The sequence below is a fragment of the Polaribacter uvawellassae genome, from assembly GCF_039748955.1.
In the GTDB taxonomy this organism is placed as follows: Bacteria; Bacteroidota; Bacteroidia; order Flavobacteriales; family Flavobacteriaceae; genus Polaribacter; species Polaribacter uvawellassae.
In genome coordinates, this window is sequence record NZ_JBDIZN010000002.1 from 522,635 (window position 1) to 547,072 (window position 24,438).

Here is a 24,438-nt window from a genome sequence, read left to right on the forward strand (position 1 = left end):
TTTGAAAAAAAATCTATTCCTAATTTTTATAATTAGCTGCACAACCCTTTTTGCTCAAAAAACAAAACAAGTTTTTGTAAAATATATAAAAACTGATATTTCAGAAATGTCAATTGATGGTTTGTTAAATGAATCTCATTGGGCAAAAGCAAAAGCTACATCAAACTACTGGCAATATTATCCGTCAGATTCTTTACAAGCAGAAAATCAAACAGAAGTAAAAATGATGTTTGATGACAAAAATTTATATGTTGCAATTAAAGTACACGCAAAATCAAACGATTTTATCATTCCTTCTTTACGAAGAGATTTTAGAGCTTCTGGAAATGATAATGTCACCCTAATTTTTGATACATTTAATGATGGTTCTAATGCTTTTTTCTTTGGCACAAATCCGGCAGGAGTTAAAAGAGAAGCGTTGCTTTCTGGTGGTGGATCAGATTTAAGAGGATTTAATTTAGCTTGGGACACAAAATGGGTTTGTAAAACTCAAATTTTAGAAGATGCATATATTGCAGAAATTGCGATTCCGTTAACAGCTTTTAAATTTAAAGAAGGAGAAACTAAATGGCGTTTTAATAGTTATCAGTTTGACACACAAGATAATGAGCGAAATACGTGGATGAACATTCCTCAAAATCAAATGATTTTTAGTTTAGCTTATATGGGCGAAATGATTTTTGAAAAACCTTTAGGAAAATCTAGAGCGCCAATTACAATTATACCTTATATAAATACTTTTTCAGGAAAAGATTTTGAAAATAACAGCGCTATTAATGATGTAAAATTTGGTGGTGATGCCAAATTTGCTATTGGAAATAGCATGAATTTAGATGTAACTATCAACCCAGATTTTTCTCAAGTAGAAGTTGACCAACAAACAACAAATTTAACACGTTTTGAAATTTCGTTGCCAGAACGCCGTCAGTTTTTTATTGAAAATAGCGATTTATTTGGTGATTTTGGAGACTCAAGAGACGGAAATCCATTTTTCTCTAGACGAATAGGAATTGCAAAAAATAAAAGTGGCGAATCTATAGAAAACGGAATTGTTGCAGGCGCAAGATTAAGCGGAAAATTAAACAACAATTTACGTTTAGGGATTTTAAGTGTTCAAACAGAAGAAGATGTTGCAAATGAAATTCCGGCTACAAACAACTCAGTTGTTGCCATTCAACAAAAATTATTTAGTAGATCTAATCTAAGTTTTTTATTCATCAACAAACAAGCAACAAAAGAATATGTATTTTTAAAACAAGAAGATAAATACAACAGAGTAATTGGTATTGATTACAATTTAGCGTCAGAAAACAATACTTGGAACGGAAGATACTTTATTCACAAATCTTTTTCGCCAACAACATCTGGCAAAGATATTTCTGCAGGAATTTCTACCGAATACAATTCAAGAAACTTTAAAATTAGATTAAGCGGCGTTTATATTGAAGATGATTTTAGGTCAGATTTAGGTTTTATCAGAAGAACAGATATTTTTAAAATCAATCCAAATTTTGAATATACTTTTTATCCAAAGAAAGGAAAAATTCAAAAACACACTTTATCTATAACTCCAATTTACATTTGGAAACCAGAATTAGGTTACCAAAATTCTGATTACACATTTATCAGTCAATGGAATATCGACTTTAACAATTCTACTAATTTAGAATTTTCTATGTTTAATCGATATACTTTTTTATATAATAGTTTTGATCCTACAAGAACAAGTTCTGTAGAATTACCAGCAAATGTTGGCTATTCTTACACCAGTTTTGAAGCAAAATATAGTTCAGACATTAGAAAGCATTTTTCTTTTGATATTTCTCCATCAATTGGGCAATTTTACAACGGAAATAAATATTCTTTAGAAGGAAATTTAAATTGGAGAATTGAACCATTTTTCCAAACAAAAGTGCAAGTAAACTACAATTATATTAGTTTACCAGATCCGTATGATACTGCTTCTATTTGGTTAATTGGTCCTCGTTTTGATATTACTTTTAATAAAAGTTTATTCTGGAATACGTTAATTCAATACAGTAATCAAGAACAAAGTTTAAGCGTAAACTCAAGATTGCAATGGCGTTTTGCTCCGTTATCTGATTTATTTATTGCTTATAATGATAATTACAACACAAACTCGCCTTTAAGTCCACGTTTTAGATCTATTAATTTAAAACTATCTTACTGGTTAAATTTATAACGTCTTTAACATTTATTTAAGATTCTTATTTTTAATAAATAGTAAATTCGAAAACTTATTTTTAATAACACAAACTTTAAAATATAAATCATGATACAAAAAGTAATTTCGAGAGTATTAGTTGTTTTATTTGTTTTTGGTTTTTCTTTAAATGCTGATGCTCAGCGCAAGAAGAAAAAAAACGATAAAGACGCAAAAACAGTAGTAAAACCAGCTCCAAAACCTAAAAAAGGAGACATTCAACCTTATGCTTCGGTTGTAACAAAAGATGTAAAAACAGACGCAGGTTTATTTAGCGTTCATAAAAAAGATGAAGCATATTTATTTGAAATTCCTGATTCGCTTTTAGGTAGAGATATGCTAATGGTAACTAGAATTGCTAAGACTGCCAACGGACTTGGTTTTGGTGGTGGAAAAACAAACACACAAATGTTACGTTGGGAACGTAAAGACAAGAAAATTTTATTAAGAGTTATTTCTAAAAGTGTAGTTGCCGACAAAAGTTTACCAGTACATGAAGCAGTAGCAAATTCAAATTTTGCGCCAATATTATTTGCTTTTCCTATCCTAGCAATTAATAAAGATGCTGGAGCAACAGTAATAGATGCAACAAAATTATTTACAACAGATGTGGCTGCAATTGGTTTACCTAGTTTTTACAGAAAAGGTTTAAAAGTATCTAGATTAGACGCAAGTCGTTCTTTTATTGATAAAATAAATAGTTATCCACAAAACATAGAAATAAGAGATGTTAAAACATACGCATCTGCAGCACCACCTTCAAATAGAAGTGTTGGTTCTATTTCTTTAGAAATGAGTAACTCTATGATCTTATTACCAAAAGTTCCTATGAAACGTCGTTTTGCTGATGAAAGAGTTGGATGGTTTTCTAGATCTCAAGTAGATTATGGTTTACCTGCTCAAAAAAGTAAAACTGTAAGATATTTAGACAGATATAGATTAGAGGTTAAAGAAGAAGATATTGCTAAATTTAATAGAGGCGAATTGGTTGAACCAAAAAAACAAATTGTGTATTATGTAGATAGAGCAACTCCAGAAGAATGGGTTCCTTTTATTATACAAGGTGTAAACGATTGGAATGTTGCTTTTGAAGCTGCAGGTTTTAAAAATGCAATTATTGCAAAAAGAGCTCCAACTAAAGAAGAAGATCCAGAATACAGCCCAGAAGATATTCGTTATTCTGTGATTCGCTATTTAGCTTCTCCGATTCCAAATGCAAACGGACCTCACGTTAGTGACCCGCGTTCTGGAGAAATTTTAGAATCAGATATCAACTGGTATCATAATGTAATGAGTTTATTACAAGGTTGGTTCTTTGTACAAACTGCTGCAATTAATCCAGAAGCACAAAGAGTTGGTTTTAAAACTGAAGTGATGGGAGAATTAATCAAATTTGTTTCTTCTCACGAATTAGGTCACACAATTGGTTTACCACATAATATGGGAAGTAGTTCAGCATATCCTGTAGACTCTTTACGCTCTGCTTCTTTTACAAAAAAATACGGGACAGCACCATCTATTATGGATTATGCGCGTTTTAATTATGTAGCACAACCCGGAGATAAAGGTGTAGCTTTAATGCCAAATATTGGTGTGTATGATAAACATGCCATCAACTGGGGTTATCGTCCTATTTTAGGTAAAACAGCAGAAGAAGAAAAGCCTATTTTAGATAGTTGGATTTTAAAACATGCTGGTGATCCTTTATATCGTTTTGGAAGACAAAACGGAATTGACCCAAGTTCTCAAACTGAAGATTTAGGTGATGACGGAGTAAAAGCAAGTATGTATGGTGTTGCTAACTTAAAGCGTATTGTACCAAACTTAATAAAATGGACTAGTAAAAAAGGAGAAAATTATTCTGATTTAAAAGAAATGTACGGACATGTACTTTCTCAATTTAACAGATATTCTGGGCACGTTACAACAATTGTTGGTGGTGTTGTAGAAGATAATAAAACTTCTGATCAAGCTGGTGCAATTTACACGCATGTTTCTAAGGCTCGTCAAAAAGAAGCTGTTAAATATTTAAACGATCAATTGTTTAAAACTCCAACTTGGGTTATTAACAAAGCAATTATTGATAGAACTGAATCTTCTGGTGTTTCTGATAGAATTAAAGGAATGCAAACAAGAACTTTAAGAAGCCTTTTAAGAGACAGAAGAATTGTTAGAATGATTGATAACGAAACGTTAAACGGTTCAAAAGCATATACTGTTCTATCATTAATGTATGATTTAAGAAGAGGTATTTGGGCTGAGTTGTACTCACGTAAATCTATTGATACTTACAGAAGAAATTTACAAAGAACACATATAAGTGTTTTAGGTGATTTAATGGAAAAAGGAGTTGATATTTCTGATGTTAAACCAATTGTTAGAGGAGAGTTAAATAGAATTAAAACCGAAGTTAGAAAAGCAGTTGCTACTGCTCCAAATACAATTACAAGATATCACTTAAGAGATATTTTAGAAAGAATTGATGCTATTTTAGATCCAAAATAATAGCCACAATTAATAACTTTAAAAAAATCCTTGTCAGTTTGGCAAGGATTTTTTGTTTCTTGCAACATAATTTAACATCGTTTAGCATCATGAAAAAAATCTACACTTTTATAATTGCAAGTATCCTAATCTCTCAATTTTACAGTTGTAAAAACGCTGAAAAAACTGACTTTATTGTCGATACAAAAATTGCAGTAGAAAACATTAATACACTTTCTTTTAAAAATTTATTTGACGCTTCAGCTAAAGATTCAATTTCTTGTTATAGAATTCCGGCTTTAATTACGGCACCAAACGGAGATTTAATTGCTGCGATTGACGAACGCGTTCCTTCTTGTGGAGATTTAAAATGGAGCAACGATATTAATATCGTGATGCGAAGAAGTAAAGACAACGGAAAATCGTGGTCAGAAATAGAAACAGTTGTAAATTATCCTTTAGGAAAATCTGCCTCAGATCCGTCAATGATTTTAGATAAAGAAACTGGAGAAATCTTTCTATTTTATAATTATATGGATTTAGACAAAGAATTGAATGTTTATTATTTATATGTTACAAAAAGTAAAGACAACGGAAAAACATGGTCAGAACCTGTTGATATCACTTCTCAAATCACAAAAAAAGAATGGCATAAAGATTTTAAGTTTATCACTTCTGGAAGAGGAATTCAAACAAAATCAGGAAAATTAATTCATACATTGGTTAATTTAGAAAGCGGAATGCATTTATTTGGAAGCGATGATCACGGAAAGTCTTGGTATTTAATTGACACGCCAATTAAGCCAGCAGACGAATCTAAGATAATAGAATTAACAGACGGAACGTGGATGATAAATAGCAGAGTGAATACAGAAAAACTGCGTTATGTGCACACATCAACCGATGAAGGAAAAACATGGACAACAATTGCTGATAAAAATTTAGTTGACCCAAGTTGTAATGCAAGTATTATTAGATACACATCAATAGAAAATGGTTCTGATAAAAATCGATTGTTATTTTCGAACGCCAATAGTGAAAGTGGCAGAAATAATATGACTGTTAAAATTAGTTACGACGAAGGCAAAACATGGTCGAAAGGAAAAACAATTTACACAGAAAGTTCAGCCTATTCTTCTTTAACAGTTTTAGAAAATGGAGAAATTGGGTTGTTTTTTGAAAAAGACAATTACAAAAAAAATGTATTTACTTCGTTTAGCTTAGAATGGCTAACCGACGGAAAAGATTCTTTATAAATAAAAATGCCTCAATTTATTGAGGCATTTTTTTAGTTCTTTTTTATGAAATTTTCTAGTTGGGTTTTAAGAACCTCATCTATATGTTTTTGGTCTATATTATATTTTAAATCTAAACTTTGTTTCTCAGGAAATTGCTCTATCATAACTGTAGAAGACGGAAAAGCAAAATCTACTCCTAATGCTTTTGATAATTTTACAATAGCGATATGTAATTTATGTTTAGAAGATTGTTCTGCTCCCCAACCTAAACTCATAAAATAAACATTAATTAAAATGGTTAAAGAAGAGTCTGCAAAACCAGTAAATTCTACATTGTAAGAATCTGGCTCAGAACGCGTTTCTGGATGCGCAATAATAATATCTCTAACTCCTTTTACAAAAGCTTCAATCAATTCTGGCGGAGTATCGTAACGAATACCAACATTTGTATTATATCTTCTATACAAACGCAACCCTTTATTATTGATAACAATTTCGGATAATTTACTATTCGGAATTTGAAATATAGAAGTATCCGCAGCTCTAATTCTTGATGATCTAAATCCAACTTCTTCAACAGAACCTTCTACACCACCAGCTTCAATCCAATCTCCAATATGAAAAGGTTTGTCAAGGAAAATCATAAAAGTTCCTATCAAGTTTTTCACAGTGTCTTGAGAAGCCAATGCAACAGCCAAACCACCAATTGATGCTCCTGCAATTACTGTTGTAGCATCAAATCCAAAAACGGTTAGCATTTTTAAAACTCCAACAAAAATTACAATTCCTTTTAAAAAATTATTTAAAATTGGTACTAATTGGTCGTCTAATTTATTCTGTGTTTTTGCAGTAAACTCTGAATACATATACATTGTAACTTGTACTAATTGTAAAAAAACATAAATCCAGAAAACTGTTTCAGCAATAGTTAATCCTTTAAAAATCCACTTGTTAATTTCTAATCCAAATTGTAATGAAGGAAACACTTTATCTATAAAAGCCAAAACAACTAATAAACTTATTGGATGAGCTAATTTTCTTAAAAATTTAGCCAATGCTACACCGTCAGTTCGTATAAAATACCTGTGAATTTTACGAAGGATAAAATAAGTAATACGTTTTAAAATAGTATGCAATAAAAATGCTATAATTAGCATAATTAGCAATCCAACATATTTCCAAATTTCTATATTAAACACTTTTTTATGCCCAAAATTTGGCATCAATTTTTCAAGTTTTAATACATACCAAGGAAAAATATCATTATATATTTCGTCTAAATTTAAAATTGTTTCTTTTGAGTAATACCAATTATTTCCAATTTTTTCAACTGAAATAAAAGGCATCTCATTTGGAAACAACACATATTTATGCGCGTTATCTTGAGATAATGAATCTAAGTAATTTGAGCTAGTTGGCACTTCATTAAAATCTACAAACAATCCTTTACCGTCTAAAATTTGCTTTAATTTTATTGCTGCATTTGTAGGTTTTTCGGTAGAATTCGGAAAAATAGTTTTGGCTGCTTTTTCTGGTTGATAAGAATCTGATTGTAAAAAATGCAAATGCGTATAGATTGTAGCTTTTGGATTTTTAAGATCTACTTTTATTGAATCTTGTGCAGAAACAACTGTAGTAAAGAGTAAAAAAATTAGTAGTAATCTTTTCATTTTTAAGAATATCTTATTTGTTAATCGAATGTTAAAAAAACATACAAAGTTAAACCTTTTGATTTTTTTAAAGTCAAAGAAGCATAATAATTAACAATAAATATTAATATCATGAAAAAAATAGCATTAGCATTAGCATTTATACTTACAGTTACAGCAGGATTTTCTCAACAAAGAAAAAGAATGGCAAAAGCTGATAATATGACTCCAGAACAACGTGCAACATTATCTGTAAAAAAGATGGCGTTACAGTTAGATTTAACAAAAGATCAAACTAAAAAAATTACTGCTTTGTACACCGAAATGGGAAAACAAAGAAAGGCAAAAGGAGACAAAATGAGAAAAGAAGCTAAGGCTTCTAGAGCAAAATTAGCGAAAATCAAAAAAGAAAGTAAAGACAATGCTGACTTTAAAGAAAGAGTTGGAAAAGCTATCAAATCTGGAGAATTAAAAAAAGAAGATGCAACCTTAATGAGAAGAGGACGCGGAAGAGCAAAAATAGATTTTGATACTGCAAATGAAGCTTTAGATAATAGAATTGAGTTTCAAGCTAAAATGAAAAAAATCTTATCTCCAGAACAATATGCAAAATTTACAAAACTACAAAAGCGTAAAGTTGGTCATGTTAAAAAGAGAATGGATTCAAAAAAGAAAATGAAAAATAAGAAAGGAAAAATGAAAAAACGCGGAAAAGGAAAACGTTAGAAAATAAATGTATTTGTTTGATTGATTAATACAAAAAGCCCGATGTTATGTGAGAGTTCATCGGGTTTTTCATTTTTTAATCTTTAAACCAACTCGCATATTCTACATAATTATTAGCAATTCTATCTATTTCTCCAGAAATTAATTCCTTAGAAATGTCTTTTATTTTTTTAGCCGGAATTCCCGCATAAATTGTTCCACTTTCTACTCTAGTATTTTTAGAAACAACCGCACCAGCTGCAATAATTGAGTTACTTTCTATTACACAATCATCCATAATAATACTTCCCATTCCGATTAACACATTATCATGAATTGTACATCCGTGCACAATTGCATTATGACCAATGGAAACATTATTACCAATTGTTGTTGGTGATTTTTGATAGGTTGCATGAATTATTGCGCCATCTTGCACATTTACTTTATCGCCCATTTTTATGAAATGAACATCGCCTCTAATTACAGCATTGTACCAAACACTACAATTTTTTCCCATTGAAACTTCTCCAACAATAGTTGCATTTTCTGCAACAAAACAATCTGCTGGAATTTGTGGAAACTTCCCTTTTACAGCTTTAATGATTTTCATTAAATAATATTATTTAATTATTAATTTCTGACCAATACTAATTATATTGTCTTTTAAGTTATTGTTTTTCTTTAATTGCTGAACAGTAATTTTATATTTCCTAGAAATAGAATACAAAGTTTCTCCTTTTTTAACGATATGTGTTTTTCCTGAAAGTACTTTTACCGTTTTTGTAGTTGTTTTTACAGAAACACTTTTTGGTTTTGTGCTTTTTATTTCTCTTTTATACTTTTTTAAATCGCTTTTTTTAACTTTATCAAATTCAAACAACTCATATGTCTCAATTATTCTAATTAATTTAGAAGGATACTTTCTATCAGTTGCATAACCCGCTTTTTTTAAACCTCTAGCCCATTTTTTATAATCTGAAGTTCTATAATTAAATAAAAAAGCATAGCGTTTTCTTCCTGTTAAAAACTTAGAATGATCATTGTACGAGTTTTCAACATATTTATACTTTCTAAAACAATCATCTTTTTTATCATCATCATGATACACTCTTTTTCCTTCCCATCCTGTATGACATTTAATTCCGAAATGATTGTTAGATTTTGATGCCAACGTACTTCTACCATTTCCAGATTCTAAAATTCCTTGTGCTAACGTTATACTTGCCGGAATTTTATATTCATGCATTTTTATAACAGCCAAAGGCGCATATTTTTTAATATATGTAAGTGTGTGTTTGTTTAAGCTTTTATTTTTCTTGGTAAGATTTTTTACATGCGCATTCTGTTTTACAGAAGGCATTTTTTTAATTGAAGTGGTTTCTTTTGGAACTTTCTTTTTTGAAGAAACAACCCTTTTTTTAGAACCACAGCTTACAATAAAGAAACTAAGAAATGCAATTATTATGTACGATTTAAGTTTCATTAAGTTGTAATTAATTCTGAATTTTTCTTTGCTAACCTGTTGTTAAAACCAGCTATTCCTTGTAAACCTCCAGTATGAATGACCAAAATTTTACTATTTTCTGAAAAATAGTTCTTTTTAATTAAATCTACAATTCCGTAAAGCATTTTTCCTGTATAAATTGGATCTAACGGAATATTGGTTTCTTCTTTAAACTGATTGATAAAAGAAATGAACGCTTCATTATATTTTGCATAACCGCCAAAATGATAATCGTGTATCAAGTTCCAATTATTGATTTTAGCAACAAAATTTTCAATTTCTTGCTGTAAAAAATCACCTTTTAATGCTGGAAAACCAAGCACTTTTTGATGACTTTTTGCTGATTTTATCAATCCAGAAATGGTTCCTCCTGTTCCAACTGCCACACAAATATAATCGAAAATTTCATCTTCATTTGTTAAAATTTCATCGCAACCTTTTATCGCCAACTCGTTGGTTCCACCTTCAGGAACTACATAAAACTCTCCAAATTTATTTTTTAAGGAATTGAGAAATGATTCTGATTTTTTTTCTCGATACATTTCTCTCGACACAAAATGAAACTGCATTCCGTTTTCGTGTGCTTGTTGTAATGTTGAATTATTTGCTAATGTTTTTTGTAAATCGTTCGCCAATTCATCTCCACGAATCACTCCAATTGTTTTTAATCCAGCTAATTTACCAGCAACTGCAGTTGCTAAAATATGATTGGAAAAAGCACCGCCAAAAGTCAGCAAAGTTTCTTGTTGCTGTTTTTTAGCTTTTAAAATATTGTATTTGAGTTTTCTAAATTTATTACCAGAAACAAACGGATGAATTTTATCTTCTCGTTTAATAAAGAGCTGAATATTTTTGTCTTTTATTTCTGATAAAAGAATTTGTTCGTTAATTGATTCCGATATGTCAGGTCGAGCGGAGTCGAGACCTAAATTATTTGAATGTGTTTTATTTTTACATTCTGATAAAATTTGAAGCGTATCAAAATCTTCATTTGCTAATGCCAACTTTTTACTTCTACTCCATTTTTTTATCTTTTTCTCAAAAAATATTGCTTGATTTACGTCATTAAATTCTTGATAAAAAATTAATTCTACGGGTCTTCTTTTAAAAGTAAAGCACGTTTTATTTAATCCTTGTTGATGTTCTAAAAATCTTCTTGCTACATTGTTTGTAATTCCTGTGTACAAGAATTTATCAGCGCATTCTATTATGTACACATAATATAACTTCATTTTAATTTTATTGTAGATGTCTGGTCGAGCTTTGTCCTATCGAGCGGAGTCGAGATGCGAGACCAAATTTTTTGTTTCACTTAATATTTCTAAACCTCTCGACTCCGCTCGAGGGGACAATCTATTATAATTCTTACTTTAGCAAAAATACAGAAAGTTAGTTTCTAAAAATATTTTTAACTAACTTTAGCTATGTCATATTTAAAAATTGTTAAGTATAATTAAACTTATAAATTTTGATTAAAAACTTTATATTCATTTTAATTCTAATCATTTACTCTAACAGTTGTTGGAGTCAAATAAAAATATCTGGAAAGGTTACTGAGAAAGATACTAGAATACCTCTACCTGGAGTTACTGTAAAAGAAATAGGTAGTCAAAACTCTACTCAAACTGACTTCGATGGCTTATATTCAATAATTGTAAAAGACTCAAATTCAATTGTTTCGTTTTCATATCTCGGTTATGTAGAAAAAAAAATATTAGTAAATAAGCAAACAGAAATAAATCCAATATTAAAAGAATATACTCTTTATCATACTTGGGATCAGAAAATCGGTTTCAATATAAATAGTGGTCTTATCAATAACTCTTTTGGTGGGCAATTAGATTTTTCAATTCCAATTTTTAAAAGTTCTATTGGACTTAAAAGTAGCATTGGTTATCAAACCAACTCTATAAAAGAAAGGTATTTAAATACTAGTATTGGTTTACACCATGTTCGTATTGGCACCAGAGGTTATGGAGCTAACTTCGATACTTATTATAGTTTGATAGCTTTAGAAAACGATAATATAATAAATACATATTCAATTGAATCTCGTTGGCCATTTTATCAATTTAGCTTGATATTTGGTTATGGATATATCCAATTAAGTAATGATTTTTTATTGGAATCAACCTCTAAATCAGGAATTATACTTGGCATACAAAAATGGATTTCAAACCCATTAGATTTATCAATTTCAGGAAAAATTGGTCTTTATAAAAGTATGACTGAAGTACAAACAGAAATTAGAAAAAGTTTTGGAAGAAAAATAAATACTTTTATTAAATATAGAAATGTTGCAAATTTTTCAGAATTGAGTATTGGTGTTGGCTTAGAGTTTACCTACTTATTTAACTATCAAAAAAAACTTAACACTTATGATTAAACTTTACTCAACTACAAAAAAAACATCAAATTGAATTTTAAAAGCGTTCCTAAAAACTAGTAACTTTCTCCTCAATTTGTTCCCATTCTTCCATTAAGGAATCTACTTTTGCTTTTTTAGCTTTGTATTTCTCAAAGAAATTTGGTCTAGATGAAACTTCATCGTAATTGTTTGCCAATTCTAAATCTGTTTTTTCAATTTCAGATTCTAAATCAGCAATTTCAGATTCTATTTTAGATAATTTATTTTTTAACTTTTTCAGTTCTTTTTCCTCTTCTCTACTAAGTTGAGTATCTTCTTTTTTTGCAGTTTCTTTTTCTTCTTTTACAACGGTTCTTTTTTCGGCTTCACGTAAATTTTCCATTTTGTGTTCCTCTAAGAAATAATCAATATCGCCTAAATATTCTTTAATTACTTTGTCTTTAAAGCCATAAACTGTATCTGTTAATCCTTGTAAGAAATCTCTATCATGCGAAACTAAAATCAACGTTCCTGTAAAGCTTTTTAACGCTTCTTTTAATACATTTTTTGACGCAATATCTAAATGGTTTGTTGGCTCATCCATTATCAACACATTAAATGGCGACAACAATAATTTACACAAAGCCAAACGATTTCGTTCGCCTCCAGAAAGCACTTTTGCTTTTTTATCAACAGCATCTCCACCAAACAAAAATGCACCCAACATATCTCTAACTCTTGCTCTGTTAGAATCTGTTGCGGCATCTTCCATAATTTGTAAAACTGTTTTTTCTGGCGGTAAATGTTCTGATTGATTTTGTGCAAAATATCCGATTTCTACATTGTGTCCCAATTTTAAATGTCCTTTAAACGGAATATCTCCAACAATCATTTTTGCTAATGTCGATTTTCCTTGTCCGTTTTGACCAACAAATGCAATTCTGCTGTTACGCTCAATCAATAAATCTACATTTTCTAACACATGATTATCGCCGTAACTTTTACTTAATTTTTCTGCTTCAACAATAATTTTTCCTGGCTCTTTTGATTTTGCAAAACGAATATTCATTGTTGCATTATCGTCTTGATCAACCTCAATACGTTCAACTTTATCAAGTTGTTTCATTAAAGATTGCGCCATTGAAGCTTTACTTGCTTTGGCTTTAAATTTATCAATTAGATGTTGCTTTTGTTTGATTTCTCTATCTTGATTTTTCTGTGCTTGTAATTGTTTTTCCTTGATTTCTCCTCGTAACAATAAGAATTGAGAATACGGTTTTTTGTAATCGTAAATCTGTCCCAAAGAAATTTCTATTGTTCTGTTTGTAACATTATCTAAGAACATTTTATCATGTGAAACCAAGACGATTGCACCAGAATATCCTTTTAAAAAGTTTTCTAACCAAATAATAGATTCGATATCTAAATGATTTGTTGGCTCATCTAACAATAAAATATCGTTGTTTTGTAAAAGTAGTTTTGCCAATTCTATACGCATTCTCCATCCTCCAGAAAAAGTATCTGTTAACTTATCAAAATCTTCTCTTTGAAAACCTAAACCTTGTAAAATTTTCTCTGTATCGCCTTGATAATTATAACCACCAAGCAATTCGTAACGTTCTGTGTTGTCTGTTAAATCGTGAATTAACTGACTGTATTCTTCACTTTCATAATCGGTTCTTGTTGCCAATTGTTCATTAATTTCATCGAGTTTTAGCTCAATTTCTTTAATTTCTTCAAAAGCTTGATATGCTTCTTCTAAAATGGTTCTTCCTTGAACAAAATCGATATCTTGACGCAAAAAACCAATCTTTACATCTTTATCAAAAGCCATCGTACCTCCGTTGGTTTCAATATCTTTAGCCAACACTTTTAACAGTGTAGATTTTCCTGCTCCATTTTTTCCAATCAATCCAATTCTATCTCCTTTATTTAATTTAAAAGTGATTCCAGAAAACAAATCTGTCCCCATAAAAGAGACTGTTAAGTTATGTACGTTAAGCATCTATTTTTTTGTAATTTTGTGATTGCAAATCTACTTAAAATATTTAGAGTAATCATGGTTAAGAAAGGCACAAAAATCTACAGTATTATCAATAATAAATGTCCAAAATGCCACGATGGTAATTTTTTTAAGCATTCATTAACTTATGCCCCAAAAAAAGTAACCGAATTGCATCAAAATTGCCCCAATTGTAATTTAAAATACATGATAGAACCTTCGTTTTTTTATGGCGCCATGTATGTAAATTACGGAATTACAGTTGGTTTGTCAATTGTTGTGTTCTTAATTGCTTCCTTAATTTTTGGAGCAAGTTTATTACAATCTTTTGCAGCAATTTTTATTGCTTTAGTAGTTTTAATGCCAATAAATTTACGTTTAGCTAGAATTCTTTGGATAAATATGTTTGTTAGTTATGAGCCTGAAAGTATAAATAATCAAAATCAACACTAAGCTATAATTATTGTATATTGTTTAGTTCCTAAAAAGACATATGAAACATTTTAAAACTACACTTTTACTTTTACTTATTAGTCAATCTGTTTTTTCTCAAAAAAATGAAGATTATTTTTTAAAAATTATTGACACCACAAAAAATAAGGAACTAAAACTAGCTTCGTTAGATAGCCTGATTTATAATACAAATCGTCAGAAAAATCTTGATAATTTTGCTGACAGAACCGAACAATATGTAGATTTAGCTATTGAGTTAGAAAGATATGAAGATGCAATTAATTTTTCTATTAGAGGTTTTTACAACATTAATAATAGATTAAATCAAAAGGAAAGAGCGTTAAAACTTATTGAAAAAGTTGAAAAACATAAAGATAAAACGAACAACTCTTTTCTCATTGGTAGTATTTATTTAAAAAAAGGAGGTGCTTATTCTTCAACAAAAGACTACGAAAAAGCCAAAGATAATTTTACACTTGCAATAAATAGTTTTAAGGATATTAAGAAAGATTCTATATACAAAGCAGATGCACTTCTTTTTAGAGGACATGAATATTTTGATACTGGTGATTATTTAAAAGCAATAGAAGATTATCAATTGGCATCTAAATATTATGAAGATGTTGGCGATACTCAATATATGTTTTATGCGCTTGCTAGCATTATAAATATTTATGGAGCAAATGGTTTTAATCAAAAAACTATTGACGAAAGAGAAAAACTTATTCAAAAGAAGCTTTCAAAAAAATTTACTAACGGATTGTTTACAGATTATTACAATCAATCTATAAATTATAGAAAATTAGATAGTATAAATAAACAAGAAGAGTACTTGTTAAAAGCATACAGCTTATTGAAATCTGATACAAAAGACAGGAACAACATTAATGACAATAATGTGCTTATACTAACTAGTACTTTATCAAGTTTCTACTCAACTCAAAATAATTTATCACTCGCAAAAAAACACTTAGATGAAGCAAAAACTATATACAATAAACTAGATAGAAACAGCATGTACTCGTTTGTGTATTTAAAAGCAAATGCCAATTACTTAGTTGGATTAAAAAAATATAATGAAGCTTTAAAACTCGCAAAACAATCTTCTTTAGCAGCAAAAAAAAGCGGTGTAGTTTCTGCAATTATGGATGGTGAAAAACTACTTTCTGAAATTTATATTAAAACAGGGCAAAGCAATAAAGCATTAACATCATACACTAATTACACCAAAATTAAAGATTCTATTTTTACGGCAACCAAAACAAATTCACTTTTATATTATCAATCTTTATACGAAACAGAACGTAAAGAAAAGGAAATCCAAAAACAACAAGCTGCTATTGATTCATTAGCAAAAGAAAACGAAACCAAACAGCGATTGCTATTATTTGGCGGAATTGGTTTGGCATTGTTATTTTCAACTATTGTTTTATATAGAAATAGAATCCGTTTAAAAAGAGAAAAAGAAAAACAAGAAGAATTTTCTCAAAAACTATTGCTCTCTCAAGAAGAAGAACGTAAACGAATTTCTAAAGATTTACACGATAGCTTAGGACAAAGTTTACTGCTTATTAAAAATAAAGTTTCTTTAAAAAGCGATGATAAAACCAAAGAATTAGTTAATAATGCTATCGAAGAAATGAGAAGTATTTCTAGAGTTTTACATCCGTTTCAATTAGAAGATATCGGTATTTCTAAAGCTTTAGAAAATTTAATTATTCAGCTTGATGAAAGTTATGAAAACACATATATTTTTGGCGATATTGATGACATTAAATCGCTCTTAAATCCACAACAAGAAGTTAATCTTTTTAGAATTATACAAGAATGTTTGTCTAACATTATTAAACATGCAAAAGCAGATTCGGCTAAAGTTATACTAATTAATGATAAAAAATCAATTACCATTTCTATAAAAGATAATGGCGTAGGATTTGATTTTTCGGAAAAATATAACGATTTTAGAAGTCTTGGTTTAAAAACAATAAAAGAACGTGTAAAATTTTTAAAAGGTAGTTTAAAAATAGACTCTGTTAAAAACCAAGGAACAACTTTTAATATCATATTCCCTGTTAAATGATAAATCCATCTATTTTTATTGCTGATGATCACCCAATCTTAGTTAAAGGTCTAGAAGACTTATTAATTGAAAAAGACTTTAATGTAATTGGTACTGCAACTGATGGCAGATCTGCATTAAATTTTATTATAAAGAACAAACCTACAATTGCAATTTTAGATGTAGAAATGCCCTTTTTAACCGGTATTGAAATCGCTAAAGAATGTAAAAAAAATAATAGCGCCACAAAAATTATTTTAATTACGCTTCATAAAGAAGTTGAATTATATCTTCAAGCAAAAAAACTAAATATTTACGGATATCTTTTAAAAGAGTTTGCAGTAGAAGAAATTGAAAATTGCATCAATTCCGTATCAGAAGGCACACCTTATTTTAGCCACAAAATAAAAGATTTAATTGGTTTTACAAACGAATCGGATACTGTTTTAAATAGTTTAACTCCAGCAGAAAAAAGAATTATTAAGCTTATAGCTAACCATAAAACAAACAAAGAAATTGGCAGGTTGCTATTTATTTCTCCAAGAACTGTAGAAAAACATCGAAGTAAAATTATTACTAAACTTAATTTAGAGCAAAAAACAAGTACACTTTTAAGTTGGGTTCAAAAAAACAAACACCTATTTAAATAAATTTATTTATACGTGTTTACACTTACGTGTCTTAAACTTTTTTTAGTGATTTTTGTATATATCAATACTAAAAGCAATAAGTTTATGATAAACAGTAAACCTTCACTTAGCCTAATGCTATTAGACTTTATATTCTCTGAAAAAAATGTGCTAACTAGCAAAAATAAAAAGCAGAATTATAAAGAAATAGATTACAATACGCTTGTTGCTGATTTTAAATCAAAAATAAAATAGAAATTATTTTTAATTAGAATATTGAAATCTTCTAATACCTATCTCTTCATCTAAATTTTCATCGTTTTCTAGATGATTAAACAAGTTTTTAGCAACTGTTGGCGCAATCATAACTCCACGAGTTCCTAAGCCGTTTAAAACCGCTAATTTTTTGTTCTTTGGATGAACTCCAACCAAAGGTCTTCTGTCTTTTACAGTTGGTCTAATCCCAGCAGTTTGATTAATAATTATATAAGGAACATTAATAACTTTTTTTAGTTTTTCTATTAATTCTTCTTTTCCTTCTTCAGACGGATTTGAGGTTTTGTCTTTCCAATTAAATGTTGCCCCAACTTTGTAATAATGATTTCCTAAAGGCAAAACAAACAGTGTAGATTTTAACAGAAAATCAATGTTTAATTCTGGTGCATGAATTGTTACTAGTTCTCCTTTTGCTTCTTTTAAAGGTAAATAATTAAAATACGGATTTTTCTTAATTCCAAACCCCTCACAAAAAACAATACGAGAGGCTTCTATGTTTTTATAAATAACAATGTCTTTTTCTAATTGCAAGCTTTCGTAATCAAACTTTTCAAAAATAATTTTTGAACCTTTTTGTAAATATTCTCTGTAAGACATAACGAGTTTTTCAGTATCTATTCTTCCTGTTTGTAATACTTCTCCAAAACCAAATTCTGTTATAACTCCATTTATTTCTTCGTGAAGAATCGTTGGATTCATATACTTAGAAAGCAATGGTTTGTCTGAAGCTTCAAACCAATTATTTTGATCTTCAATTGATTTAAATACTTTTCTGGTATTAAATTTTACATCAACTTTTAATGTTAACTTTTCTTCGAGTCTTTTATAAAACAGAAGTGCAATTTCTAATTGTTTATCTGCATTCCAAACTGGTGTAAATCTTTTTAAAATAACTGGATTATAAACTCCGCCAGCAACCAAAGAAGATGTTTGAGAATCGTCTTCAAAAACTATAAATGTTTTTTTAGCATCGATTAATTCTTCTATAAAAGCCAAACCTGCCAAGCCTAAACCAACAACAATATAATCTACTTTCATGCTGTAAAAATACGTTATTAAATGCAAAAAAAGCGTTCTGAAATTCAGAACGCTTTTTTATTATTTGTAAATTGACATTAGTAATTCCACATATCAATTTCTCTATTTCTAATATCTTCCTTAATCTTATCTGCTTCTAGCAATTGGAACAAAGAATTACCTCTTACATAATCAGATATTTTTCGATTATCATAAATATTTTCAGTTCGTATAACAAAGGAAGCAAAACGCCTAGCATTTAACAAGTGATCAAAAGAAATTGGATGTGATGAATTCTTCGGATTAAACACTTTTGCTTTGTGTAAAATATCTCTTGCCGATGGATAAAAAATCCAAAATAATTCATATAAACCATCATCTTCTATTTCTGTTCCCATGGTTTTTACATCTGGTCCTAAAGGAGCAATTGCTAATAATCTATATTTTAATTCTCCTTGCCTTTTATCAAAATACCACATTCCTTTAATTTTAAAAGCAGTAATATCTTGTGAACTTATTTTAAAAGTGTCAATATCGTTGCCATTCGGACGCGCATTAAAAAGTAATTCAGAAATTTCTTGTCTTGTTATTTTAGAACTAAAAAAAGAGTCAGAATATGCTTCTTTAATTTTACCTGTTCTAATTCCTTTATACAACGTATCAAATAACGATCTACGATCATTAGAAATATTTACAGTATCAATGGGAAAATAATAAGGAAGATTTATTTTTTGATTTAAATCAATTACTTCCCAAACCACTTTAGACCATAAAATATCTCTATCATCTATATACCCATAAGGTAGTGGCGCATCATTATCTGCTAACAATTGTTCTTTTGTTTTCTTACCAATCTGATTAACATCTGTTGAGTTTAATAAGTTGGCTTGTGCATTAATTATCCCTGAGGTAATTAATGCTAAAAAAACAATATAAAAACGTTTTCCATTCATACTACTTAATTTAATCTTAATTTGTAATCTCTATACTTACAGGCAACACCTTTTTAAGTTTGTAAGATGTATTGTTTTCAATTACAGCTTCTATGTCAAAAACTGTAATTACATCTCCTCTTCTAGCTCTAGCTATTACCTTTTTTGCAGCAGCGTTAAAAGTTGTACCAGAAACTGTAACTGCTAATTGCCCAGGAACTTTAATTGTAAATTTATTTACTTTTAATTTTAAATCAAAAATAAAATCTGGTAAACCTGCTCCTATAGTTGCACGTCCAACACTAGATTTTGGCATTTTAACAATACCAAACTCTCCTCTTGCTGTTCCCATTGCTGGAGGAATATCCTTTACTCTAAAAGTTTTAGGTGAATTCACCTTTTTTCCACTACTTAAAGTTGCACTAACGTTAACCGTCATTTCTGTTCCTTTTCCTGGTTTAATAATATAACTTGACCCATTAGGAACAATACTACCACCAGTTGCTGTAACTTTTAAATTATTATTACTAACACCTGGTAACGAAACCGAAACCGGATTATCAACTCCACGATACACAACATTCATTGCATCTGCAGAAATAACTGCTTCGTTTGGTTCTGGAATTACTGTATATGAACTACTAAATTCTACAGGAACGGATTTACCATTTTCTGTAAAGTTAATAACTCCTTTAATGTCATTATCGCCTAATTTATTAGCTCTTAAATCTAAAATTACTTGCCCAGCGTCAATATTAGTATAATTACGTCCGTTTAAAGTTACTTTATCCGGAACCATACTTGCATCATAACGACCTAAAACAACTTTTCCTGTTACTTTTTCACCAACATAATATGCTGTTTTATCTAACTGTACAATTCCTTTATAATTACTTAAAGAAACCTCACTTTCAAGTTGACCACCTAACATGGTAGTTAAAACATTGCTTTCGCTATTTTTAATATCAACTTGCATTTGAGTTAATTTAGTTAACGAAGCTATTAAAGGGAAACCTTCAAAATGATAGTTTAACCATTTTTTTGTAACCCCTTCGTTATCTACTTGATCTTCTGTACCAAATAAACTTGTAATAGAGTTTGCTAAACTTTTATATTCTGTTCCTAATGCAGAAGCAATAGTTGCTTTATACTCGTTTATTTCATTTACAAATTCTGTTCCTGTTTTAGAATATTTATCACCAACAAAGAAGTTTTCGTCTAAGAAATCTCCTCTATCCATAACTTCATAATTCTTTTTATCCTCTTGATCAAACAGCATTTTTGATTTTAAACTATCTATATAAACATTTAGTTTATTTGAAGCATTCTTAATTTTATCTGCTTTCTGTTTAAGAGGTAAATATTTTTCTGGTTGATCTGTTGCTTTTGTATTTAAACTACTGTAAGCAGCCTCATTCTTTTGAGTTGTAGTATTATTGTTTTCGGTCAATTTTTCATTTATAGAACCAAAAGCAGTTAACACTTCTTTACCCATGCTTAATGCCATCATTGCAATAAACACAAGATACATTAAGTTAATCATTTTTTGTCTTGGGGACATTTTTCCTCCTGCCATATCTAATTAGTTTAGTTATTATTTATTACTAATTACTTGCTTGACATTGCAGATAACATACCACCATAAACTCCATTTAATGAAGCCATATTGTTGGCTAAAGACTCCATTTGTTCTTTTAATTTTTCAGAATTTTGAGCTAACGAATTATTTAATTCTGTTTGCTTCGTTGCATTTTCCATTTGTATTTGATACAAACTTGTTAAAGACTCCATTTGAACAGCAGCCTTAGACATTTGTTCGTTATAGCTATTTGTAGTAGCAATAGATTCTGATGCGGCAGACAATCCTTCTGCAGCTCCTTTAAAGTTTTTAATACTATCGCCTAAACCTTTTATTAATGTGTTGTCTAGTTCTGCTTCTCTTAATATTGTATCTAATTTTTGAGAAAGTAATCCATGTGCTCCGGTAGCTTCTTCATCAGAATCACCTAATTCAGGATATACCTTACTCCAATCAAGATCATCATCTACTGGTTCAAATGCTGATAATGTAAAAACTATTGCTTCAGTTATCATACCGATTATTAACATTTCATTTCCAAATTTCCAGTGCATAAGTTTAAAAAGCGCTCCAAGAATAACGATTGCGGCTCCTAAGCCGTAAGCCAAATTCATTAGTTTTTTACCTCTTTTCGATTGTGCCATAATTTCTATTTTTAGGGGGTTAATTAATTTCTTTAGTTATTTTTACCATATATTTTACCCAAGTAGTTTTGTACGGTTCTAAATCCAATATAACTTCTTGCTGTATCTGCATATTCGTAATCTCTAGAACTTACTTCTAAAAAGTAAGCTACATCTTTCCAAGAGCCACCACGAATAATTTTTCTTTTGTTATTTCTATCTTCTACATTTGGATTCATTGTAGAACCCATGTAATATGACGACATATTATAAGATGAATTTGTCCATTCTGATACGTTTCCTGCCATATTATATAATCCATAATCATTTGCGTTAAACGACTTTCCCTCCATTGTGTATAAAGCGCCGTCAACTGCATAATCTCCTCTTACTGGCTTAAAGTTTGCTAAGAAACATCCTCTATCACTTGTGGTATTTGGACCACCCCAAGGATATTTTGCAAAATTTAATCCACCACGTGCAGCATATTCCCATTCTGCTTCTGTTGGAAGTCTAAAACTTGGAACAGCTACGGTGTTTTTTCTAGCTCTAAGATAATCATTTTTATTTTTTGTTCTCCAATTACAAAATGCTCCTGCTTGATACCAGTTAACTCCAACTACAGGATAATCTCCATAAGCTTGGTGGTAAAAGTAATCTTGATGCATTGGGTCGTTGTATGAGTAATTAAAATCTTTTACCCAAACTGTTGTATCTGGATAAATATTAATCATTTCTGTACGTAAAAATTCTTTTCTATTTCCGCCTCTTTTGGCAGCAGCTTCTTTATCAAACCAAAAATATCTGTAATTTAAAAACTTTGGATTAAAGCTTCTATTTCCGTCAATTGCTTCATCTTTTTTAATATACAAAGAATCCATCACTTCAACATAATTCACATCTGGATATTCATTTTTGTTCCAAATAATATCAATATCTTTTTTTAAAGGTCTTAAAGAATCTAAACCTCCACCAATATCATAATAATTTTCTAACATGTATTTGTGATATGGGTTTGCATCTGTAGTATCAATTACGGCAAATGCAAAGTCATGAATACCTCCACTCAAAGGAGAACCGTCTGCATTTCCATCAGAAAGCAGATTAACCTCAGCTGCTTTATACGCTAATTTTGTTCTTACGACAGAATCTCTTACCCAATACACAAACTGCTTATATTCGCTATTAGTTACTTCTGTTTCATCCATATAAAAAGGACGAACAGTTACTGTTTTTGTAGGAGCACTCAAAGTTCCCATAACATCTTCATCTTGTTTACCCATTGTAAATGAACCTCCAGGAATTAAAGTCATTCCCATAGGTTTTTCAGCAAACCATTTTCTTGAAGAATTAACACCCGTTAACTCTCCTCTATCATTAGAACCACAACTATAAAGTGTGGTTACTATCAGCACAAATAATGTTACTCTCTTCATATTTTATAATCTTTCCTCAAAAAGTTGTAAACCTATTATTTTTTTTTATTATAACCAATCCTTTTGATACTTAATATTTAAATAATTGCTATTAAATTGATTATTATAACTACATTAATTTTCTTAAAGCTTTGTACCATCTTTCTGGTATTTTTTGTTCAATAGCTTCAAGATAATCTTGATATGTACACGGTATTAACGCATGTCTTTTGTATTTATTATTTGTAATGATATTTATCTCCATCCACCATCTTCCGCTCTTATCACTTTTATAAAAATTTATTGGGTCGTCATTTTCTATTAAAACAATAAATTTTTGATATCTTTCTTTTGTACAAAACGGATAATCTTTAGCTCTAAAATTCACACCTTCAATAAAATACCAAATCATTTGCGCAATTAAATGAGCCGTTTGATTGTTATTATCTAACTTAGAATTGTATTCGTAAATTCCAAATGAAGTTACTTTATCACTGATTCCTGCATATCTAGAAATTGCACAAATTTCTTCGCCGTAAAATCCGTTTGGAGATGCATTGTTATTTGCTGGCGCATCACTTTGACGAATAGAACCAACATCAATACTAACAATATCTGCATCTCTCAGAATAGGTTCTACAACTGTTAAATCTTTAACTTCTCCTAAACGATAGGTGTCAAAAAACAAGCTATTTAACAAATCTAATTCTTCTTGCGAATTGTAATATGTTTGATAACCAATATTACTAAAATTGAATAAGTTATTTGGTTTATCTAAAATAATCTTACTTAAATACGATCGAGAATTTAACCCTTCTTCAACAGATTCAATATCAAATTTACTATCTACAGAAACTAAATTTACGGTTTGCTCAAGAGAATCGTACGCTCTATAATTTGCGTATGTAATGTCTTGACTTCCACCAATAATAACTGGTATTATTTTATTTTTAATTAAATACGTTGTTATAGAATTTACAGCAAAATAAGTGTCTTCTACAGAATTCCCTTTTACAACATCTCCTAAATCAGCAATTTTAGTATGCCAATTCCCAGGAAATAATTGATATAAATGTTTACGAATTTCTTCAAGATTTTCTCCACAGTTTATATTATCAATTGCGTTTCTATCTTCTTGAACTCCAAGTATTGCGATTTGAATTCCTTCTAATTCTGGGAAACCATTTTGGATTGAATGTACTTGAATATTCCTACCCAAACTTTGTGCAGATTGAAGCACTAAGTGAGCAATAATCGTATCTTTTATAGGGGTTAAAAAATCGAAGTTCATTTACTTTT

19 protein-coding genes and 1 pseudogene are annotated in these 24,438 nt (G+C 29.7%); 8 read left to right on the forward strand and 12 right to left on the reverse strand.

Annotation, left to right across the window (positions count from 1 at the left end; translation table 11 throughout):
- The first annotated feature begins 1 nt into the window (after nt 1).
- From ABDX67_RS06750 to ABDX67_RS06760, 3 genes are all read left to right on the forward strand, one after another.
- On the forward strand, nt 2–2,203 hold the full coding sequence (locus tag ABDX67_RS06750; protein WP_347174195.1) for a DUF5916 domain-containing protein: 2,202 nt from the start codon (nt 2–4) through the stop codon (nt 2,201–2,203).
- Between the two features lie 90 nt (nt 2,204–2,293).
- Nucleotides 2,294–4,729 (forward strand): zinc-dependent metalloprotease, encoded by a 2,436-nt coding sequence (locus ABDX67_RS06755; RefSeq protein ID WP_347174196.1) that lies wholly within the window; start codon nt 2,294–2,296, stop codon nt 4,727–4,729.
- Between the two features lie 89 nt (nt 4,730–4,818).
- Entirely contained in the window at nt 4,819–5,964 is a 1,146-nt protein-coding gene (locus ABDX67_RS06760) for a sialidase family protein (RefSeq protein WP_347174197.1), read from the forward strand.
- A 32-nt stretch (nt 5,965–5,996) separates the two neighbouring features.
- Here ABDX67_RS06760 and ABDX67_RS06765 read toward each other — a convergent pair whose 3' ends face one another.
- Entirely contained in the window at nt 5,997–7,616 is a 1,620-nt protein-coding gene (locus tag ABDX67_RS06765; protein ID WP_347174198.1) for a mechanosensitive ion channel family protein, read from the reverse strand.
- Between the two features lie 111 nt (nt 7,617–7,727).
- On the opposite strand from ABDX67_RS06765, the gene ABDX67_RS06770 reads away from it, so the two are divergent.
- Complete coding sequence (locus ABDX67_RS06770) at nt 7,728–8,321, forward strand: hypothetical protein (RefSeq protein ID WP_347174199.1); 594 nt, start codon at nt 7,728–7,730, stop codon at nt 8,319–8,321.
- A 76-nt stretch (nt 8,322–8,397) separates the two neighbouring features.
- On the opposite strand, the gene ABDX67_RS06775 is transcribed toward ABDX67_RS06770, so the two are convergent.
- The 4 genes and pseudogenes from ABDX67_RS06775 to ABDX67_RS06790 all read right to left on the reverse strand — a co-directional run.
- Nucleotides 8,398–8,913: a gamma carbonic anhydrase family protein gene (locus tag ABDX67_RS06775; RefSeq protein WP_347174200.1), complete on the reverse strand. Its 516-nt coding sequence runs from the start codon at nt 8,911–8,913 to the stop codon at nt 8,398–8,400.
- 9 nt (nt 8,914–8,922) lie between these two features.
- A complete protein-coding gene (locus ABDX67_RS06780) occupies nt 8,923–9,786 on the reverse strand; it encodes a glucosaminidase domain-containing protein (protein WP_347174201.1) in 864 nt (287 codons plus the stop codon).
- Nucleotides 9,786–10,697 (reverse strand): 1-aminocyclopropane-1-carboxylate deaminase/D-cysteine desulfhydrase, encoded by a 912-nt coding sequence (locus ABDX67_RS06785; RefSeq protein WP_347174291.1) that lies wholly within the window; start codon nt 10,695–10,697, stop codon nt 9,786–9,788. Before ABDX67_RS06785 ends, ABDX67_RS06780 begins: the two co-directional genes overlap by 1 nt.
- 126 nt (nt 10,698–10,823) lie before the next feature.
- A pseudogene (locus ABDX67_RS06790) lies at nt 10,824–11,039 on the reverse strand (GIY-YIG nuclease family protein); the annotation flags it as partial.
- Between the two features lie 236 nt (nt 11,040–11,275).
- Between ABDX67_RS06790 and ABDX67_RS06795 the strand changes: the two are divergent.
- On the forward strand, nt 11,276–12,193 hold the full coding sequence (locus ABDX67_RS06795) for a carboxypeptidase-like regulatory domain-containing protein (protein WP_347174202.1): 918 nt from the start codon (nt 11,276–11,278) through the stop codon (nt 12,191–12,193).
- Nucleotides 12,194–12,242: 49 nt separating this feature from the next.
- Here the strand turns inward: ABDX67_RS06795 and ABDX67_RS06800 are convergent, their stop codons facing one another.
- Complete coding sequence (locus ABDX67_RS06800; protein ID WP_347174203.1) at nt 12,243–14,159, reverse strand: ABC-F family ATP-binding cassette domain-containing protein; 1,917 nt, start codon at nt 14,157–14,159, stop codon at nt 12,243–12,245.
- Nucleotides 14,160–14,213: 54 nt separating this feature from the next.
- On the opposite strand from ABDX67_RS06800, the gene ABDX67_RS06805 reads away from it, so the two are divergent.
- The 3 genes from ABDX67_RS06805 to ABDX67_RS06815 are packed head-to-tail and all read left to right on the forward strand — an operon-like array spanning nt 14,214 to nt 17,318.
- Complete coding sequence (locus tag ABDX67_RS06805; protein ID WP_347174204.1) at nt 14,214–14,609, forward strand: DUF983 domain-containing protein; 396 nt, start codon at nt 14,214–14,216, stop codon at nt 14,607–14,609.
- A 40-nt stretch (nt 14,610–14,649) separates the two neighbouring features.
- Entirely contained in the window at nt 14,650–16,689 is a 2,040-nt protein-coding gene (locus ABDX67_RS06810; RefSeq protein WP_347174205.1) for an ATP-binding protein, read from the forward strand.
- A complete protein-coding gene (locus ABDX67_RS06815) occupies nt 16,686–17,318 on the forward strand; it encodes a response regulator (RefSeq protein ID WP_347174206.1) in 633 nt (210 codons plus the stop codon). Before ABDX67_RS06810 ends, ABDX67_RS06815 begins: the two co-directional genes overlap by 4 nt.
- Before the next feature lie 243 nt (nt 17,319–17,561).
- Here the strand turns inward: ABDX67_RS06815 and ABDX67_RS06820 are convergent, their stop codons facing one another.
- From ABDX67_RS06820 to ABDX67_RS06845, 6 genes are all read right to left on the reverse strand, one after another.
- Nucleotides 17,562–18,611 carry an NAD(P)/FAD-dependent oxidoreductase gene (locus ABDX67_RS06820; RefSeq protein ID WP_347174207.1) on the reverse strand — a complete coding sequence of 350 codons (1,050 nt, stop codon included), beginning with the start codon at nt 18,609–18,611 and terminating at the stop codon, nt 17,562–17,564.
- A 77-nt stretch (nt 18,612–18,688) separates the two neighbouring features.
- Nucleotides 18,689–19,543, reverse strand: a complete 855-nt coding sequence (gene porN / locus ABDX67_RS06825) for a type IX secretion system ring subunit PorN/GldN (protein WP_347174208.1) — start codon at nt 19,541–19,543, stop codon at nt 18,689–18,691.
- Between the two features lie 16 nt (nt 19,544–19,559).
- On the reverse strand, nt 19,560–21,098 hold the full coding sequence (porM, locus tag ABDX67_RS06830; protein ID WP_347174209.1) for a type IX secretion system motor protein PorM/GldM: 1,539 nt from the start codon (nt 21,096–21,098) through the stop codon (nt 19,560–19,562).
- Nucleotides 21,099–21,130: 32 nt separating this feature from the next.
- The gene (gene porL / locus ABDX67_RS06835) at nt 21,131–21,745 is read right to left on the reverse strand and encodes a type IX secretion system motor protein PorL/GldL (RefSeq protein ID WP_347174210.1); all 615 of its coding nucleotides are present in this window, start codon (nt 21,743–21,745) and stop codon (nt 21,131–21,133) included.
- 32 nt (nt 21,746–21,777) lie between these two features.
- Complete coding sequence (porK, locus tag ABDX67_RS06840) at nt 21,778–23,160, reverse strand: T9SS ring complex lipoprotein PorK/GldK (protein WP_347174211.1); 1,383 nt, start codon at nt 23,158–23,160, stop codon at nt 21,778–21,780.
- A gap of 109 nt (nt 23,161–23,269) precedes the next feature.
- A complete protein-coding gene (locus tag ABDX67_RS06845) occupies nt 23,270–24,430 on the reverse strand; it encodes a formimidoylglutamase (protein WP_347174212.1) in 1,161 nt (386 codons plus the stop codon).
- Nucleotides 24,431–24,438 lie beyond the last annotated feature (8 nt).